The sequence below is a fragment of the Rathayibacter sp. AY1C2 genome, assembly GCF_002931195.1.
Lineage (GTDB): Bacteria > Actinomycetota > Actinomycetes > Actinomycetales > Microbacteriaceae > Rathayibacter.
Window position 1 is genome coordinate 131,823 of record NZ_PSWG01000005.1, and the last position, 16,175, is coordinate 147,997.

Here is a 16,175-nt window from a genome sequence, read left to right on the forward strand (position 1 = left end):
TGCTGGAGCGCGGCCGTCCCTGCACCCCCGACCACGACCCAGGAGGACGCCATGAGCCGGAGCCCCTTCCCTCTGCGCGTCCTCGCCGTGGTCGGGCTGATCGTGGCCGGTGCCGGTCTCGCCGGATGCGCGGCGCAGGAGTCCCGGGTGGAGCCCGCTCCCGCCGCCGTCTCCTCGGCGCCCCAGCAGCCGGTGCCGGCCACGGTCCCCTCCTCGCCCGCGGCGGCCCTGCCGGAAGCGGTGCCGTCCGTCCCGGTGGCGGACGCCCGGCTCGGCGCGACCCCCGCCCCCACCGCGCTCGCTCCCGAGCGGCTCGTCGTCGACGGGCTCCCCGTCGACATGGCCGTCGAGCCGGTCGGAGTCGCGGACGACGGCACGATGGAGCTCGTGCCCGACACGCAGGTCGCCGGCTGGTACCGCTTCGGCGCCGGCCTCGACGAGCCGGAGGGCACGGTCGTGATCGCCGCGCACGTCGACTCCCTCGCCTACGGCCTCGGGCCGTTCGTCGAGCTGAAGGAGGCGGTCCCGGGCCAGACCGTGACCCTCACCGGCGCGGACGGCTCGGAGCGCGCGTACACCGTCTCGACGGTGGAGACCACGGAGAAGACCACGGTCGACCTCTCGGCCGTGTTCGCCGCCGACGGACCGCCGCGGCTGGTCCTGATCACCTGCGGCGGCGACTTCGACTACGACACCCGCCACTACCTCAGCAACGTGGTGGTCACGGCCGTCCCGGCCGGCTGATCCGCCCGCCCGAGCCTCAGCGACGTACGATGAGCCTCGCAGCGCCGCACGCCCCCGGGCGGCAGCGCTCCCCGCAGCCCTGGAGGGATCCCCTGATCGAGACCATCGAGCCCGCCGACGGCGCCGAGGCCGACAGCGCTCTCGTGGCCCGGCTCAGCCGCCGCTTCGCCGCAGGGGAGGAGGCGGCGCTCGCCGAGGCGTACTCGCGCTGGTCGCCGCTGGTCTTCACGCTGGCGCTGCGCTCGCTGGGCGACCGCGGCGACGCGGAGGACGTGGTGCAGCGCGTCTTCGTCTCGGCCTGGACCTCGCGCTCGGGCTTCGACCCCGGACGGGCGGCTCTCGGAGCCTGGCTGGTGGGGATCTCCCGGAGGAGGATCGCGGACGCGCACGAGGCGCGGGCGCGCGAGCGGAGGCTCACCGAGGCCCTCGTCGCCGTCACGCCGGTCGAGGAGGGGGAGGCCCCCGTCGACATCGAGGCGCGGATCCTGATCGCCGACGAGCTGGCCCGCCTGGATCCCGTCCCCCGGCGGGTGATCGGCCTCGCCTTCTACGAGGACCTCACCCACACCGAGATCGCCGAGCGCACCGGCCTGCCGCTGGGTACCGTCAAGAGCCACATCCGCCGCAGCCTCGACCGGCTCCGCTCCCGCCTGGAGGTGAGCAGCACATGACCCACCTCGATCCCGACGAGCTCGCCCTGCTCGCCCTCGGCGAGCACTCGAGCGACGCCGAGCAGGCCCACCTGCGCGACTGCCCCGACTGCGCCCGGCAGCTGGTCGAGCTCGGCCACGCCGCGGGCCTGGGCCGTGCGAGCCGTGCTGTCGAGCTGGAGGCGCCGCCCGCGATCGTCTGGGACCGCATCCGCGAGGAGCTCGCCCTCGGCGACCTCGGGCCCGGCGCCCTGCCGTCGTCGGCGGCTGCCGTGCCGCCTCCGCTCGCCCTTCCCCGGGGACGGCACCGTCCTGCGCGCCGCCGCCGGCCCCGCGCTCTGAGCGCCGTTCTGGCAGCTCTCGGCGCGCTCGTCATCGGGGTCGCGGGCGGAGCCTGGTGGCAGGCCTCGCGGAGCGACGACACCACTGCCGTCGTGGCTCGCGCTGATCTCGCCGCTCTCCCCGACTGGCAGGGAGCGAGCGGAACCGCGGAACTGGAGGACGCCGACGGCGCCCGCCGCCTGCACGTGCACCTCGATGCGCAGAGCGCGGACGACTCGTACCGGGAGGTCTGGCTCCTCGCCGCCGACGCCTCCGGGCTGGTCGGCCTCGGCGTGCTCGACGGGACCGACGGCGTCTTCGCCGTGCCCGACGACGTCGACCTCGCCGAGTACTCGCTCGTGGACGTCTCCCAGGAGCCGTTCGACGACGACCCGGAGCACTCCGGCGACTCGATCGTCCGCGGCCCCCTGCGCGAGGGCTGAGGCCTAGGCCGAGCGCTCCGCCAGCACGGCCGTGAGCGCCTGCACCGCGGCGGAGGGGCGCGGCGCCGTGCAGACCGAGAGCTCCCAGACCAGCCCCGGCCAGTCGAGCGCGAGGGCCGTGACGCCCTCCAGCGGCTCGACGCCCGCGCGCGGCACGATCGCCGGCCCCAGCCCCGCCTGCACGAAGCGGGGGATCCCCGGCAGATCGGCGACCTCGGTGGCCACCCGGCGCGACGCCCCGGCTTCGCGGAAGGCGAGGTCGACGGCGACCCTGTTGCCGAAGCCGGCGGGCGTGTCCACGAAGGTGAGCCCGTCGAGGTCCTGCGGGGAGGGCGGTCCCGCCGCGGCGAGCGGATGCGCGCTCTCCACCAGCAGGACGTAGTCGCTGCGCACCAGCCGCGTCACCGCCAGGCCCCGCAGCTGCGTCGCCGGCAGTGCCAGCAGAGCGGCGTCGAGCAGGCCGCGGCGCAGGTCCTCGGCGAGACCGGTGGAGCCGGTGGTCGAGGTGCGCAGGAGCAGGTCCACCAGCGGGTGCCGAGTGCGGAAGACGCCGAGCGCGCCGGGCAGGTCGACGAGGTCGAGGGCGGAGAAGGTGCCCACCCGCACCCGCCCGCGGAGCCCCGCCGCGTCGTCGGCCGCGAGCGAGCGCATCCGGTCGAGGCTGTCGATCGCCGATCGGGCCGAGGGCAGGAGCGCCTCGCCGACCGCGGTGAGCGCCACCCGCCGGGTCGAGCGGGCGAACAGCGGCGAGCCGAGCTCCTGCTCGAGCGAGCGGATGCTCGCCGAGAGGGTCGACTGCACGACGAACAGGCGCGCGGCCGCCCGGGTGAAGCTGAGCTCCTCGGCGACGGCGACGAAGGCGGCGAGCTGGCGGTCGTCCATGCGCCCATTATCCAACAGGGACGATCAATTCATCCGAGATCCTCCGTTGGACACGGATGATGGGGCGGAGCACTGTGGACACTGTGACCACCACCGAGCGCTCCCTCCCGTCCGTCCATCGCCGCGAGCTCCCGCACCGTCACGGCTTCTGGGTGATCGCCGTCGCCTTCCTCACGGTGATGGCGTTCTCGACCGTGCCGACACCGCTCTACGCGATCTACCAGCAGCGCGACGGGTTCCCGGCCTTCGTCGTCACCGTGGTCTTCGCCGCGTACGCGGTCGGAGTCGTGGCGAGCCTCTTCCTCGCCGGGCACGTCAGCGACTGGCTCGGCCGCCGCCGGATCCTGCTCGCGTCGATCCTCGTCGAGGTCCTGGCGGCCGCCGTGTTCCTGCTCTGGCCGGACGTGCCCGGGCTGATCCTCGCCCGCCTGCTGACCGGGCTCGGCGTCGGCGCGCTCACCGCGACGGCCACCGCCCATCTCTCGGAGCTGCGCGCCGTCGCCCGCCCGGAGGAGGGCCCCGGCACCTCCCGCGCCGTCTCCGCCCTCGTGAACATGGGCGGGCTGGCGCTCGGACCGCTCGTCGGCGGGGTGTTCGCCGTGACGGTGCGCGAGCCCCTGGTCGTCCCGTACGCCGTGTTCCTCGTCCTCCTGGTCGTCCTCGGGATCGGCGTCGCGCTCGTCCCCGAGACGGTCGAGCGGCGCGAGGTCCTCCCGGCCTACCGTCCGCAGCGCCTGGCCGTGCCGGCCGCGTCCCGCGGCGTCTTCCTCTCGGCCGCGGTCGGCGCGTTCGCCGGGTTCGCCGTGTTCGGCCTCTTCACCTCGCTGGCGCCGACCTTCCTCGCCGGGCGCTTCGGCGAGACCTCCCACCTCGAGGCGGGCGCGGTCTCCTTCGGGGTCTTCGCCGCCGGAGCCGTCGCGCAGCTGGTCTCGATCCGGCTGTCCTCGCGGACGGCGCTCCGCCTCGCGGCCGTGGCGCTGACGGCCGGGCTGCTGCTGGTCGCGACCGGCGCCGTGATCGTCTCGGTGTCCGCCTTCATCGTCGGCGGGGTGCTCGCGGGAGCGGGCGTGGGCCTGCTCTTCCGCCTGGCGCTCGGAGTCGCCGGCTCGCTCGCCACCGACGAGACCCGAGGCGAGGTGCTCGCGGCCGTGTTCCTCGCCGCCTACCTCGGCCTCGCGGTGCCGGTCCTGGCGATCGGTGCCGCGCTCGCGCTCCTGCCGGCCGTCCCGGTCCTGCTCGGCTTCGTCGCCGTCGTGCTCGTCCTGGTGCTCGCGGCGATCGCCCGGATGCGGCGCACCGCCTGACGCGAGCGGGGGAGGGGCCGCGCGCTGGACAATGGAGGCATGAAGCTCTTCTCGTTCGGACGCGGCGACGCGAACCCCCTCCCCTCCGACGACCGCGGCTCGGGCAAGCTCGACGACTACGACTACGAGCTGCGCCCGAAGTCGCGGCGCGGTGACACCCTCCTCCGCCTCGCCGACTCCCGGCCGCACCAGGACGAGATCGCGCGGGTGCTCGCCCTCGGCGAGGACGAGGTCACGGCCGTGATCCCGCGCCGCACCGCGGAGGAGGAGCGCGTGGACGCTCCGATGCCGGTCCGCCTGTTCGCGGCCCAGCGCCCCTCGGGGCTCGTCGGCCAGGTGCCGCGCGGTCTCGAGAACGTGGTCGAGGCCGCCCTCGCCCGGCTCTCGGAGGCGGGGAGGTCGCCCCGCGTGCCGGCCCGCATCGTGACGGTGAGGGGCGGGCTGCGCGTCGAGCTGCTGATGCACGAGACGCGGGGCTGACGGGCGGAGGGCCCGCCGGGTCGGCGCGGTCCATGGAGGAACCGCACCGCGGCTGATAGCATGAACCGGTTCCGAATCCGAAAGCGACCGCCGGTCGACCCAGGATTCGAGCCACGGAGCAGGCCGGCAGGAAGCTGGTCCTCGGTGGTGGAGTCCCGGACGGCGGCAGCGTGCGACAGAGCACGGGCCGCCGCGGCACGAGTCGCAGGCGGCACGTCCCGCTCGCGGCACAGGTCGCGACAGCCCGGAGCTCTTCTACTGGTGGCCAGCACGAACGCCCTCCACACGACGGCACGGCGCGAAGCCCTGCCGTGGGATCGTCTCGATTCCTGACCGGACCGCTGCTCCGACGAACGCCGGCGCCCAGAAGGGGCGCCGCTGCAGACGTTAAGGAGACAGACCTCTTGGAAGGTCCTGAAATCACATTCGCCGAAGCCGTTCTCGACAACGGCTCGTACGGCACCCGCACCGTCCGCTTCGAGACCGGCCGCCTCGCGCAGCAGGCTCAGGGCGCCGTCGCCGCCTACCTCGACGAGGACACCATGCTCCTCTCGGCCACGTCGGCCTCGAAGAACCCGAAGGACAACTTCGACTTCTTCCCGCTGACCGTCGACGTCGAGGAGCGCTCCTACGCCGCCGGCAAGATCCCCGGCTCGTTCTTCCGCCGCGAGGGCCGCCCCTCCACCGAGGCGATCCTGGTCTGCCGTCTGATCGACCGGCCGCTGCGCCCCTCGTTCGTCGAGGGCCTGCGCAACGAGGTCCAGATCGTCATCACGGTCCTCAGCATCGCGCCGGACGAGTTCTACGACGCCCTCGCGATCAACGCCGCGAGCGCGTCCACGCAGATCTCCGGCCTGCCGTTCTCCGGCCCGGTCGCCGGCGTCCGCCTGGCGCTCATGTCCGACGGCTCCGGCAACGACCAGTGGGTCGCCTTCCCCAAGGCCTCCCAGCTGGAGAACGCCGTCTTCGACCTCACCGTCGCGGGCCGCGTCGTCACCAACGAGGACGGCTCCTCGGACGTCGCCATCATGATGGTCGAGGCCGAGGCCACGGAGTCCTCCTGGAACCTCATCAAGGCGGGTGCGACCAAGCCCAGCGAGGACGTCGTCGCCGAGGGCCTCGAGGCCGCCAAGCCCTTCCTCCGCGCACTCGTCGAGGCGCAGGCGAAGCTCGCCGCCGAGACCGCGAAGCCGGTCAAGGACTACCCGGTGTTCCTGCCCTACGCGCAGGAGACCTACGACAACGTCGCCGAGCTCAGCTACGACGAGCTCGTCCGCGTGTACCAGATCGCCGACAAGGTCGAGCGGCAGGACGCCGACGACGCCCTCAAGGCGCGCGTCAAGGAGCAGATCGCCGAGCGCATCGCCTCGGGTCAGCTGTCGGCCGAGGCCTACAACCAGGTCGGAGCGGCGTACAAGTCCGTCACGAAGGTGGTCGTCCGCGGCCGCATCCTCCGCGACGGCGTGCGCATCGACGGACGCGGCCTGGCCGACATCCGCCCGCTCGACGCCGAGGTGCAGGTCATCCCGCGCGTCCACGGCTCGGCCATCTTCCAGCGCGGCGAGACCCAGATCCTGGGTGTCACCACGCTGAACATGCTCAAGATGGAGCAGCAGATCGACTCGCTGTCGCCCGTCACCAAGAAGCGGTACCTGCACCACTACAACTTCCCGCCCTACTCGACCGGTGAGACCGGCCGCGTCGGATCGCCGAAGCGTCGCGAGATCGGGCACGGCTTCCTCGCCGAGCGCGCCCTCGTGCCGGTGCTGCCGAGCCGCGAGGAGTTCCCCTACGCGATCCGCCAGGTCTCCGAGGCGCTGAGCTCCAACGGCTCGACCTCGATGGGCTCGGTCTGCGCGTCGACCCTGTCGCTCCTCAACGCCGGAGTGCCGCTGCGCGCCCCGGTCGCGGGCATCGCGATGGGCCTCGTGTCCGACGTCGTCGACGGCCAGACCCGCTACGCGGCGCTGACCGACATCCTGGGCGCCGAGGACGCGCTCGGCGACATGGACTTCAAGGTCGCCGGAACCGCCGAGTTCGTCACGGCCATCCAGCTCGACACGAAGCTCGACGGCATCCCGTCGTCGGTGCTTGACGCCGCGCTCAAGCAGGCCAAGGACGCCCGCACCACGATCCTCGCGGTGCTCACGGCGGCCATCGACCAGCCCGATGAGATGGCCCCGACCGCGCCCCGCGTGATCTCGGTGCAGATCCCCGTCGACAAGATCGGCGAGCTGATCGGCCCCAAGGGCAAGACGATCAACGCGATCCAGGACGAGACCGGCGCCGACATCTCCATCGAGGAGGACGGCACCGTCTACATCGGAGCCGTCGACGGCCCGTCGGCCGAGGCCGCGCGTGCGCAGGTCAACGCCATCGCGAACCCGACCAACCCCGAGGTCGGCGAGCAGTTCCTCGGAACCGTCGTCAAGCTCGCGACCTTCGGCGCGTTCGTCTCGCTCCTCCCCGGCAAGGACGGACTGCTGCACATCAGCGAGGTCCGCAAGCTCGCCGGCGGCAAGCGCGTCGAGAACGTCGAGGACGTCCTCAGAGTCGGCCAGAAGCTGCTCGTCCAGATCACCAAGATCGACGACCGCGGCAAGCTGTCCCTCGCGCCCGTCGTGGCCGAGGAGGTCGAGGTCGAGGCTCCCGCCGAGAGCTGATCCCTCCTGCACGACCGTGACGCCCGTCCCACTCCGGTGGGGCGGGCGTCCGTCGTCGGCGGGGGCATGGGGTACGGTGGCGGGACCGCGCCGCACCGCCCCGACCGGAGGACTCCGTGACCGACCCGACGCCCCTGGCCACCGAGCCGGAGACGCCCCTCCTCTCACGCACTCTGGGTCGGACCGGCCTCCCCGTGCATCCGCTCGCCCTCGACGGCTCCGTCTTCGGCTGGGCCGCCGGGATCGACGACACCACCGAGGTGCTCGACGCGTTCGGCCGTCTCGGCGGCACCCTGATCTCGACCGCGGACCACTACGCGACCGGTCGGAGCGAGTACATGATCGGCCGCTGGCTCGAGCAGAGCGGGCTGCGCGAGCGGATGCTGGTCGCGACGAAGGTCGGCCGGCACCCGGACGCGCCGGGCCTCGCCCCGGAGGACGTCCGCATCGCGATCGAGGGGAGCCTCGAGCGGCTCGGCACCCGGATCGACCTGCTCTCGTTCGACAGCGAGGACCCCGGGATCCCCATCGCCGACAGCCTGGCGGCGGTCGCGCCGTTCCTGGCGGACGGCTCGGTCGGCGCCCTGGGCGCCGCGCACTTCAGCGGAGCCGCGATCACGGCGCTGCACGAGACGGCGACCGCGTTCGCGCTGCCGTCGCTCTCGGCCGTCGTGTCGGAGTACAGCCTGATGGAGCGCCGGACCTACGAGACCGACGTCGCCCCCGAGGTGGTGCGGCTCGAGCTCGGCACCCTCGCGCGGCTGCCCCTGGCGAGCGGCTACCTCACCGGCGCCCTGCGCAGCCGCACGGACGAGCCGGAGTCGGCCCTGTTCGAGGCGGGCCTGGACTACGTCGGCCGCCACGGCTCCCGCGTGCTCGCTGCCCTCGACGAGATCGCCGGGGCCCACGGCACGGAGCCCGGCGTGGTCGCGCTCGCCTGGGTGCTCTCGCACCAGGAGGTCTCGGCGGCGATCGTCCGGGCGCGGAACGCCGCGGAGCTCGAGTCGCTGTTCGCGGCGGCCGCGCTCCCGCTGACCCGGAGCGACATCGCTCAGCTGGACCGCGTCTCCGCCTGAGGCTCTCGCCCGCTGGTCCGCCGCCGTCGGGCGCCGCGCCCCGCGCCGGGCTCGGAGCGGGGCGCGGCGAGGTTCAGCGGCGCAGGATGCGCGCCTCCCACGGGCCGAGCGTCGACCCGGTCGCACCGGCGACGTTGCCGAGGACCGTCTCGGCAGCCGCCCACTCCTCGAGCAGCGGCACCTCGAGCGGCTCACCGGACACGTTCCCGACGACGAGCAGCTCGCCCGGTCCGGTGCGCGTGAAGGCGAAGAGCGCGGGGTGCTCGGGCTCCAGCAGCGCGAAGCGGCCCAGCTGCACCGTCTCGTCGGCGTGCCGCAGCGCGATCAGCGCCCGGTAGTACTCGAAGACCGACCGCTCGGCGGCCCGATCGGCGGCGACGTTCACCTCGGCGGCGTTCGGGTTGACCGCGATCCACGGCTCGCCGGTCGTGAAGCCGGCCTGGAGGCCGTCGTCCCACTGCACCGGCGTGCGGGCGTTGTCGCGGCTCTGCGCGCGCAGCCCGGCGAGCACGGTCGCCGGGTCCTCGCCGCGCTCGCCGACGGCCTCGGCCCAGTAGTTCAGGGACTCGACGTCGCGGAAGTCCTCGATGCCGGCGAACGGGACGTTCGTCATCCCGATCTCGTCGCCCTGGTAGATGTACGGCGTGCCGCGCTGGAGGTGGAGGAGCGTCGCCCAGAGGGTCGCGGACTCGTAGCGGTGCGCGCCGTCGTCCCCGAAGCGCGAGACGAGACGCGGCTGGTCGTGGTTGCCGAGGTACAGGCTGTTCCAGCCGCGCTCGGCCAGGCCGTCCTGCCAGCGCGCGAGGTTGGCCTTCAAGGCGACCAGGTCCAGCGGCACCGGGTGGAACTTGTCGACTCCGTGGTCGATGCCGACGTGCTCGAACTGGAAGACCATGTCGAGCTCACGCCGCTCGGGATCGGTCACGAGCACCGCCTCCTCGAGGGTGACCCCGGGCATCTCGCCGACGGTGAGGAAGGAGCCCTCGCGGTGCGCGAACACGGCCTCGTGCATCTCGCGGAGGTACTCGTGCAGCCGCGGACCCACCCCTCCGACGATCCCCGCGCCGCCCTGCTCGCCGTCGACGGCTCCGACGTCCTTCGAGACGAGGTTGATCACGTCCATCCGGAAGCCGTCCACTCCGCGGTCGAGCCAGCGGTTCATCATCGCGTGCACCGCGTGCCGCACCTCGGGGTTCTCCCAGTTGAGGTCCGGCTGCTGCACCGCGAAGAGGTGGAGGAAGTACTCGTCCGTCGCCGGGTCGAGCGTCCAGGCCGGGCCGGAGAAGTAGGAGCGCCAGCCGTTCGGCTCGGCGACGTCGAGGCCGGCGCCGGCGGCCGCCTCGAGCTCGCGGCCGGGCTCGGCCGAGCGGCGCCCGCGGCGCCACCAGTACCAGTCGCGCTTCGGGTCCTCCTGCGAGGAGCGGGACTCGACGAACCAGGCGTGCTCGTCGCTCGTGTGGTTGACCACGAGGTCCATCACGATGCGGATGCCGCGCTCGTGGGCCTCCGCGAGGAGCAGGTCGAACTCCTCCAGCGTCCCGAACCGCGGGTCGATGTCCTCGTAGTCCGAGATGTCGTAGCCGTTGTCGTGCTGCGGCGACGGGTAGACCGGCGAGAGCCAGATCACGTCGACCCCCAGGTCGGCGAGGTGGTCGAGCTTCGAGCGGATGCCGCCCAGGTCGCCGATGCCGTCGCCGTTCGAGTCCGCGAACGAGCGCGGGTAGATCTGGTAGACGACGGCGCTCGTCCACCAGGGCGCTGACGTCTCCCGCTCGGGGGAGTCGGAGGTCGGGGCGGCGGTCTCGGAGGGGGTCGGGGCGGCGGAGTCCATGGTCGCGAATCTAGCCCGGACGGCCGACACGGAGGGGCCCGCCGCACCGCTCGCCGGCGCGAGTCGACCCCGCCGGCGGCGCCCGTGTAACGATCTGGTGAACCGTGCGCGACCCGGCGGAGTGGCGGCTCCGGCGCTCGGATACTCTCTCCCCTGGCGGGACCCGAGCCGCCGCAGGGAGAGTGGTGGCGTGCCCAGGGACAGGACCGGCGCCGTCGTGCGGGCTCCCCGTCACAGTGCCGTCCCGCTCCCGCCCGCGGCGTCCCGCGCAGCCTCCTCGAGCGGCGTCCTCGCCGAGACCGGCCCCGTCGAGCCGACCGCCGTCGCACCCTCGCACCGCCGGCCGATGGGCGACTCCGGCCACGACCTCTTCCCCTTCGTGCTCGACGCGGCGGCCCTCGGCCGCGACGACGGTGCCGCGCTGCTCGAGCGCTACGCGGCGTGGGGCGGCAACGGCGTCGTCGTCACCGACTCGAGCCTCGCGGAGGGCGTCAGCGGCTGGCCCGCCGGACACCGCGACCGGGACCGCTTCCTCCTGATCGGCCGCTTCGCCGCTCCGGTCGGCGCCCCCGCGACGCCACGTGCGCTGGTGGACCGTGTCGAGGGGGCGCTGCGCCGCCTCCGCACCGATCGCCTCGACGTGCTGGCGGTCCGCCCCGACGGGGCCGGGCGCCTCGACGAGCTCCTCAGCGCTGTCGACGTGCTGCTGGCGCGCGGGCTGGTGCGGTCGGTGGTCGCCTCCGGGTTCTCCCCGGAGGAGCTGTTCGAGGCGCGCGTCCTGGCCGCCCACGGGCTGCCCCGCCTCGCCGGCGCGGAGGTCCGCTGGAACCTGCTCGAGCGGCCCGGCTCGGAGGGCGATCTCGGCCTCGTCGCCGCCGGCCAGGGACTCGCCCTGCTCGCGACCGTCCCCCTCGCCCACGGCTTCCTCCGCGGCGCCGAGCGCACCCGCCGCGAGCTCGGCCGCCTGCCCGACGGCGCACTCGCCGCCGCCCACCTCGGGCGCCGCGGACGCCGGGTCCTCGCCGTCCTCGACGCGATCGGTGCCGAGCTCTCGGCCGCTCCCGCCGCCGTCGCCCTGGCCTGGCTGCTCGGCCGGCCGCGGCTGACCGCCGCGACGGTCGCCCCGCGCTCACCCGCCGACGTGGACGCGCTGGTGCGCGCGGTCTCGCTCGAGCTCGACCCCGGACACCTGGCCGCGCTGGAGCGCGCGCGCCGCTGACCGCGCCCGTCCGCGACGCCCCCTGCATCTCTCCCGCCACGGCGCGACAGCCCGGCTCGGGCCGCCGTCGCGGTGGCCTAGGGTGGGCACGATGAATCACGGAGTCGCACTGCCCCTCGACCAGCCGGAGACGTCAGTCCGGGCCGCAGGCGGATCCACGGTCCGCCGCTCCGTCCTCCCGAGCGGTGTCCGCATCCTCAGCGAATCGGTGCCCGGCGCCCGCAGCGCCACGATCGGCTTCTGGGTCGCCGCGGGTTCTCGCGACGAGCGGCTCGGCCGCCCCGCGACCGCGGGCGAGCCCGCCGTGCCCTCCAACGTCGGCTCGACGCACTTCCTCGAGCACCTGCTGTTCAAGGGCACGCAGAAGCGGTCCGCCCTCGACATCGCCGTGTCCTTCGACTCCGTGGGCGGGGAGCACAACGCTCTCACCGCCAAGGAGTACACCTGCTACTACGCCAAGATCCAGGACCGCGACCTCCCGATGGCGGTCGAGGTGATCGCCGACATGGTGACCTCGAGCCTGATCGATCCGGACGAGTTCGAGACCGAGCGCGGGGTCATCCTCGAGGAGCTGGCGATGGCGGACGACGATCCGGCCGACGTGGCGGGCGAGAAGCTGTTCGAGGCCGTGTTCGGCGACCACCCGCTGGGCCGCCCGATCGGGGGCACCGCCGCGACCATCGGCGAGGCCACCCGGGACGCGGTCTGGGCGCACTACCGCGCCGCCTACCGCCCGCGAGACGTGGTGATCACCGTCGCCGGCGCCGTCGACCACGAGGCGCTCGTCGCGCTGCTCCAGCGGGTCCTCGTCGCCGACGGCTGGGACCTCGGCACGGCGGCCCCGCCCGTCGAGCGGCGCGTCGGCGGCCGTGCGTCCTACACCCGCGGCAGCGCCCTGTCGGTGGTGCACCGCCCCACCGAGCAGGCGAACCTGCTGGTCGGCTTCCCCGGTCTCGCCGCGGGCGACGAGCGGCGGATGACGATGGGCGTCCTCAACTCGATCCTCGGCGGCGGCATGTCCTCGCGGCTGTTCCAGGAGGTGCGCGAGAAGCGCGGCCTGGCCTACTCCGTCTACTCCTTCGCCCCGTCCTACTCGGACGCGGGCCTCTTCGGGCTCTACGCCGCGTGCACCCCGGCGAAGGCGGGGACGGTCGCCGAGCTCCTGCTCACCGAGTTCCACCGCCTCGCCGAGGACGGCGTCACCGACGACGAGCTCGCGCGCGCCCGCGGCCAGCTCTCGGGAGCGGCGGCGCTCGCGCTGGAGGACTCCGACACCCGGATGTCGCGCCTCGGACGCGCCGAGCTGACCTTCGGCGAGTTCGTCGACCTCGACGAGAGCCTGCGCCGACTCGCCCTCGTCGGCGCGGAGGACGTCCAGGCACTCGCGGCAGACTTGGCCCGGGGGCCGTCGTCGATCTCGGCCGTCGGCGCGGTCGACGAGTCGGCCTTCGCCGGGATCGCCGGGATCGAGAGCGCCTCCGCGATCTGATCCGATCGTCGAACGCCCGCTGACCGCGCACCGCCGCGCCGCACCAGGGAGGACCCCGTGTCCCACTACATCTACCTCGTCCGCCACGGCGAGCAGCAGGACGCCGAGCACGGCATGCCGGACGGCCCGCTCTCGGCCCGTGGTGAGCGCCAGGCGAGGCTCATCGCCGAGCGGCTCGGCGGAGTCCCCTTCACGGGAGCGTGGCACTCCCCGCTGCGCCGGGCCGAGGAGACGGCCGCACGCTTCCAGACGCTTCTGCCGAGCCTGCCGCTCCAGCCGTCCTCGCTGCTGTTCGACTGCATCCCCTCGGGGCCGACCCCGGACATGCCCAAGGCGTTCGAGCCCTTCTTCGGCAGCGTCACCGCGGCCGAGATCGAGGCGGGGCACGCGCAGATGCAGGACGCGGTGGCCGAGTTCCTGGCGCCGTCGCGCGAGGACCGCCACGACCTCCTCATCACCCACAACTTCGTGATCGGCTGGTTCGTCCGCCACGTGTTCGACGCTCCCGACTGGCGGTGGCTGGGCCTCAACCAGGCCAACTGCGGGCTGACGATCATCCGCGTCCGCTCCCGCAAGCCGCCGGTGCTCGTCGTGCACAACGATCTCTCGCACCTGCCCGTGGAGCTGCGCACCGGCCTGCCCGAGGCCCAGCCGTACTGAGCCGCGGGCTACGCTGAGTCGGTGACTACCTCCGTCGCCGTGGTCGGCGCGTCCGGCCGACTCGGCTCGTTCACCTGCTCGCTCATCGAGGCGTCGAGCGAGTTCTCGCTCGTCGCGCGGCTCGGCTCGCGGAGTGATCCCGCCGAGATGCTCGCGGCCGACGTCGTCGTCGACATGACCGTGCCGGCCGTCAGCCAGCAGATCGTCGACTTCGCCGTGGCCAACGGGAGGAAGGTGCTCGTCGGCACCTCCGGCTGGACCGGCGACCGGATCGCGGCCCTCCGGCGCAGCGTCGCCGAGCAGCCCGAGGCCGGTGTCGTGATCATCCCCAACTTCTCGCTGGGCTCGGTGCTCGCGACCGCGCTGGCCACCGTGGCCGCGCGCTTCTTCGACGCCGCCGAGATCGTCGAGACCCACGGCGCCCGCAAGGTCGACTCGCCCTCCGGGACCGCGGTCCGCACGGCCGAGCTGCTGCTGCGCGCCCGGGCCGAGCTCGGTCCGGTGCAGGCTCCGCACACCGACCAGCGGGCCCGCGGCCAGCAGGTCGCGAGCGTCCCGGTCCACAGCCTCCGCCTGCCCGGAGTGGAGGCGCGCCAGGAGGTCGTCTTCGGCGGCACCGGCGAGACGGTCACCATCCGGCACGACACCACCTCGCAGGCCTCCTACGAGCAGGGCGTCCTGCGCGCTCTCGACGCGGTCCGGACGACCACGGGCGTGGTGGTGGGCCTCGACGCGCTGATCGACCTGCGCGCCGCCTTCGACGCCGCGCCTCTCGCCGAGCGGCCGGTCGACGAGCAGCCCGTCATTGACCGGGCTCCGTCCGGCCAGGCCGCCGCAGCGACGAGCACCCCGTGAGGACCCGCGTCGGTGTCGTCCTGATGGCGGTCCTGCTCGCCCTCTACCTGTTCGTCTGCCTGCAGTACTCCGTCGTCGCCTTCGCCGCGGCGACGGTGCCCGGCATCGTGATGGGCGTCGGCCTGCTGATCCTCGGCGCCGTCGGCGTCTGGGGGCTCGTGCGCGAGCTGCTGTTCGGGCTCCGCGCCGAGAAGCTGGCCCGTCGGCTGGAGGGCGAGAACGCGCTGCCGCAGGAGGTCCTCGACTCGCGGGCCAGCGGGCGTCCGCTCCGGGAGGAGGCGGACGCGCTGTTCCCGCAGTACGCGGAGGAGGTCGACGCGCAGCCCGGGAGCTGGCGCGCCTGGTACCGCCTCGGCCTCGCCTACGACGCCAGCGGCGACCGCAAGCGCGCCCGAGGCGCCATCCGCCGGGCCATCGCGCTGGAGCACGAGGCTCCGGCCTGACCGCTCGGCCGCGACCCGAGCCCGGCCCTCCGGGCGAGGACCGCTCAGGCGGCCCGGATCAGGCGAGCACCCACTCCAGCGCCTCGCCGACGGTGCGGTGGCGGAACTCGAAGCCGTCGTCCAGCAGCCGCTGGGGAACCAGGCGCTGGCTCGAGAGCAGGAGCTCGTGCCCGGCGTCGCGCAGCGCGAGCTCGATGATCTTCTCGGGGACGGCCAGCTTGAACGGGCGGTGCAGCTGCTCGGCGAGGGTGCGCATCACGTCGTTCGCGGTCGCCGGCACCGGTCCGGCGAGGTTCACCGGGCCCGAGAGCGAGGACGTGAGCAGGTGGCGGATCGCCGCGGCCTCGTCGTAGAGGCTGATCCAGGGCCAGGCCTGATTGCCGCTGCCGAGGGGTCCGCTGAGACCGAGCTTCGTCAGGGGCAGGAGCGGCTTGAGCGCGCCGCCGTCGCCGAGGACGAGCCCGGTGCGAGCGGTGACCACCCGCGTGGCCTCGGGCGCGAGGTGGGCGGCCTTCTCCCAGCGGTCGACGACATCGGCGAGGAATCCGTCGCCACGCGAGGACTGCTCGGTGAGCTCCTCGCCCGGGCGGTCTCCGTAGTAGCCGACCGCGGAGGCGTTGATCAGCGTCGTCGGCGGGGTCGAGGACATCCGCATCGCGTCGGTGAGGGTCTGCGTGGACTGGATCCGCGAGTCGAGGATCTCCCGCTTGTAGGACGCGGTCCACGGCAGGCGGCTGATCGAGGCGCCGGAGAGGTTGATCACGGCGTCGACGCGGTCGAGCACGCTGAAGTCGAGCATGTGCGAGGTGGGCGCCCAGTGGAACTCGTCCGGGCTCGACGGCGCGTGGCGCACCAGGCGCAGGATCTCGTGCCCCTCGGCGCGCAGCTGGCGGGTCAGCTCGGAGCCGATCATCCCGCTGGCGCCCGAGATCAGGACGCGGAGCCGGGGAGCGGACGCATCCGGCCGGGCCGACGGCAGCTCGGACGGCGTCGACACGCGCTCGCCCGGCGTGCGCGCGGCGCGCCGCGGCGAGCCGGAGTCCGTGGTCCCGTCGTGGTCGGAGTGCCGTGCGGATGAGTCGCTCATGGTGCCTCCCGGAGCCGGTCGCGGGCCG

The 16,175-nt window shown here is 73.8% G+C and carries 15 protein-coding genes; 12 read left to right on the plus strand and 3 right to left on the minus strand.

Going from position 1 to position 16,175, the window contains the following annotated elements; genetic code table 11:
* The first annotated feature begins 51 nt into the window (after positions 1-51).
* Genes C5C55_RS05965 through C5C55_RS05975 form a run of 3 tightly spaced genes read left to right on the plus strand, consistent with a single transcriptional unit; the run spans position 52 to position 2,158 of the window.
* Entirely contained in the window at positions 52-744 is a 693-nt protein-coding gene (locus tag C5C55_RS05965) for a class F sortase (protein ID WP_104233252.1), read from the plus strand.
* Positions 745-773: 29 nt separating this feature from the next.
* A complete protein-coding gene (locus C5C55_RS05970; protein ID WP_104233253.1) occupies positions 774-1,415 on the plus strand; it encodes an RNA polymerase sigma factor in 642 nt (213 codons plus the stop codon).
* Complete coding sequence (locus tag C5C55_RS05975) at positions 1,412-2,158, plus strand: anti-sigma factor (protein ID WP_104233254.1); 747 nt, start codon at positions 1,412-1,414, stop codon at positions 2,156-2,158. Before C5C55_RS05970 ends, C5C55_RS05975 begins: the two co-directional genes overlap by 4 nt.
* A gap of 3 nt (positions 2,159-2,161) precedes the next feature.
* Here C5C55_RS05975 and C5C55_RS05980 read toward each other — a convergent pair whose 3' ends face one another.
* Complete coding sequence (locus tag C5C55_RS05980; RefSeq protein WP_104233255.1) at positions 2,162-3,040, minus strand: LysR family transcriptional regulator; 879 nt, start codon at positions 3,038-3,040, stop codon at positions 2,162-2,164.
* Positions 3,041-3,123: 83 nt separating this feature from the next.
* On the opposite strand from C5C55_RS05980, the gene C5C55_RS05985 reads away from it, so the two are divergent.
* The 4 genes from C5C55_RS05985 (at position 3,124) to C5C55_RS06000 (ending at position 8,563) form a co-directional block, all read left to right on the plus strand.
* Positions 3,124-4,344 carry an MFS transporter gene (locus C5C55_RS05985; protein ID WP_258062854.1) on the plus strand — a complete coding sequence of 407 codons (1,221 nt, stop codon included), beginning with the start codon at positions 3,124-3,126 and terminating at the stop codon, positions 4,342-4,344.
* A 39-nt stretch (positions 4,345-4,383) separates the two neighbouring features.
* Entirely contained in the window at positions 4,384-4,824 is a 441-nt protein-coding gene (locus C5C55_RS05990) for a hypothetical protein (protein WP_104233257.1), read from the plus strand.
* A gap of 404 nt (positions 4,825-5,228) precedes the next feature.
* The gene (locus tag C5C55_RS05995; protein WP_104233258.1) at positions 5,229-7,487 is read left to right on the plus strand and encodes a polyribonucleotide nucleotidyltransferase; all 2,259 of its coding nucleotides are present in this window, start codon (positions 5,229-5,231) and stop codon (positions 7,485-7,487) included.
* Between the two features lie 116 nt (positions 7,488-7,603).
* Positions 7,604-8,563, plus strand: coding sequence for an aldo/keto reductase (locus tag C5C55_RS06000; RefSeq protein WP_104233259.1), 960 nt, complete (start codon positions 7,604-7,606; stop codon positions 8,561-8,563).
* A 73-nt stretch (positions 8,564-8,636) separates the two neighbouring features.
* Here C5C55_RS06000 and C5C55_RS06005 read toward each other — a convergent pair whose 3' ends face one another.
* Complete coding sequence (locus C5C55_RS06005) at positions 8,637-10,394, minus strand: alpha-glucosidase (RefSeq protein ID WP_104233260.1); 1,758 nt, start codon at positions 10,392-10,394, stop codon at positions 8,637-8,639.
* Between the two features lie 190 nt (positions 10,395-10,584).
* Between C5C55_RS06005 and C5C55_RS06010 the strand changes: the two genes are divergently transcribed.
* From C5C55_RS06010 to C5C55_RS06030, 5 genes are all read left to right on the plus strand, one after another.
* Positions 10,585-11,613, plus strand: a complete 1,029-nt coding sequence (locus C5C55_RS06010; RefSeq protein ID WP_181067786.1) for an aldo/keto reductase — start codon at positions 10,585-10,587, stop codon at positions 11,611-11,613.
* A 91-nt stretch (positions 11,614-11,704) separates the two neighbouring features.
* Positions 11,705-13,102: a pitrilysin family protein gene (locus tag C5C55_RS06015; RefSeq protein WP_104233302.1), complete on the plus strand. Its 1,398-nt coding sequence runs from the start codon at positions 11,705-11,707 to the stop codon at positions 13,100-13,102.
* Positions 13,103-13,159: 57 nt separating this feature from the next.
* Positions 13,160-13,762, plus strand: coding sequence for a histidine phosphatase family protein (locus tag C5C55_RS06020; protein ID WP_104224462.1), 603 nt, complete (start codon positions 13,160-13,162; stop codon positions 13,760-13,762).
* 21 nt (positions 13,763-13,783) lie between these two features.
* Entirely contained in the window at positions 13,784-14,617 is an 834-nt protein-coding gene (gene dapB / locus C5C55_RS06025) for a 4-hydroxy-tetrahydrodipicolinate reductase (RefSeq protein WP_104233262.1), read from the plus strand.
* Complete coding sequence (locus C5C55_RS06030) at positions 14,614-15,060, plus strand: tetratricopeptide repeat protein (protein ID WP_104233263.1); 447 nt, start codon at positions 14,614-14,616, stop codon at positions 15,058-15,060. The genes dapB and C5C55_RS06030 overlap by 4 nt, the downstream gene beginning before the upstream one ends.
* 58 nt (positions 15,061-15,118) lie before the next feature.
* Here the strand turns inward: C5C55_RS06030 and C5C55_RS06035 are convergent, their stop codons facing one another.
* On the minus strand, positions 15,119-16,147 hold the full coding sequence (locus C5C55_RS06035; protein ID WP_104233264.1) for a TIGR01777 family oxidoreductase: 1,029 nt from the start codon (positions 16,145-16,147) through the stop codon (positions 15,119-15,121).
* Positions 16,148-16,175: the final 28 nt, after the last annotated feature.

Bases quoted from the DNA above. Each gene is read 5' to 3' on its own strand.
- C5C55_RS05965 (WP_104233252.1), top strand. From the start codon at position 52: ATGAGCCGGAGCCCCTTCCCTCTGCGCGTCCTCGCCGTGGTCGGGCTG.
- C5C55_RS05970 (WP_104233253.1), top strand. From the start codon at position 774: ATGAGCCTCGCAGCGCCGCACGCCCCCGGGCGGCAGCGCTCCCCGCAG.
- C5C55_RS05975 (WP_104233254.1), top strand. From the start codon at position 1,412: ATGACCCACCTCGATCCCGACGAGCTCGCCCTGCTCGCCCTCGGCGAG.
- C5C55_RS05980 (WP_104233255.1), bottom strand. From the start codon at position 3,040: ATGGACGACCGCCAGCTCGCCGCCTTCGTCGCCGTCGCCGAGGAGCTC.
- C5C55_RS05990 (WP_104233257.1), top strand. From the start codon at position 4,384: ATGAAGCTCTTCTCGTTCGGACGCGGCGACGCGAACCCCCTCCCCTCC.
- C5C55_RS06005 (WP_104233260.1), bottom strand. From the start codon at position 10,394: ATGGACTCCGCCGCCCCGACCCCCTCCGAGACCGCCGCCCCGACCTCC.
- C5C55_RS06015 (WP_104233302.1), top strand. From the start codon at position 11,705: ATGAATCACGGAGTCGCACTGCCCCTCGACCAGCCGGAGACGTCAGTC.
- C5C55_RS06035 (WP_104233264.1), bottom strand. From the start codon at position 16,147: ATGAGCGACTCATCCGCACGGCACTCCGACCACGACGGGACCACGGAC.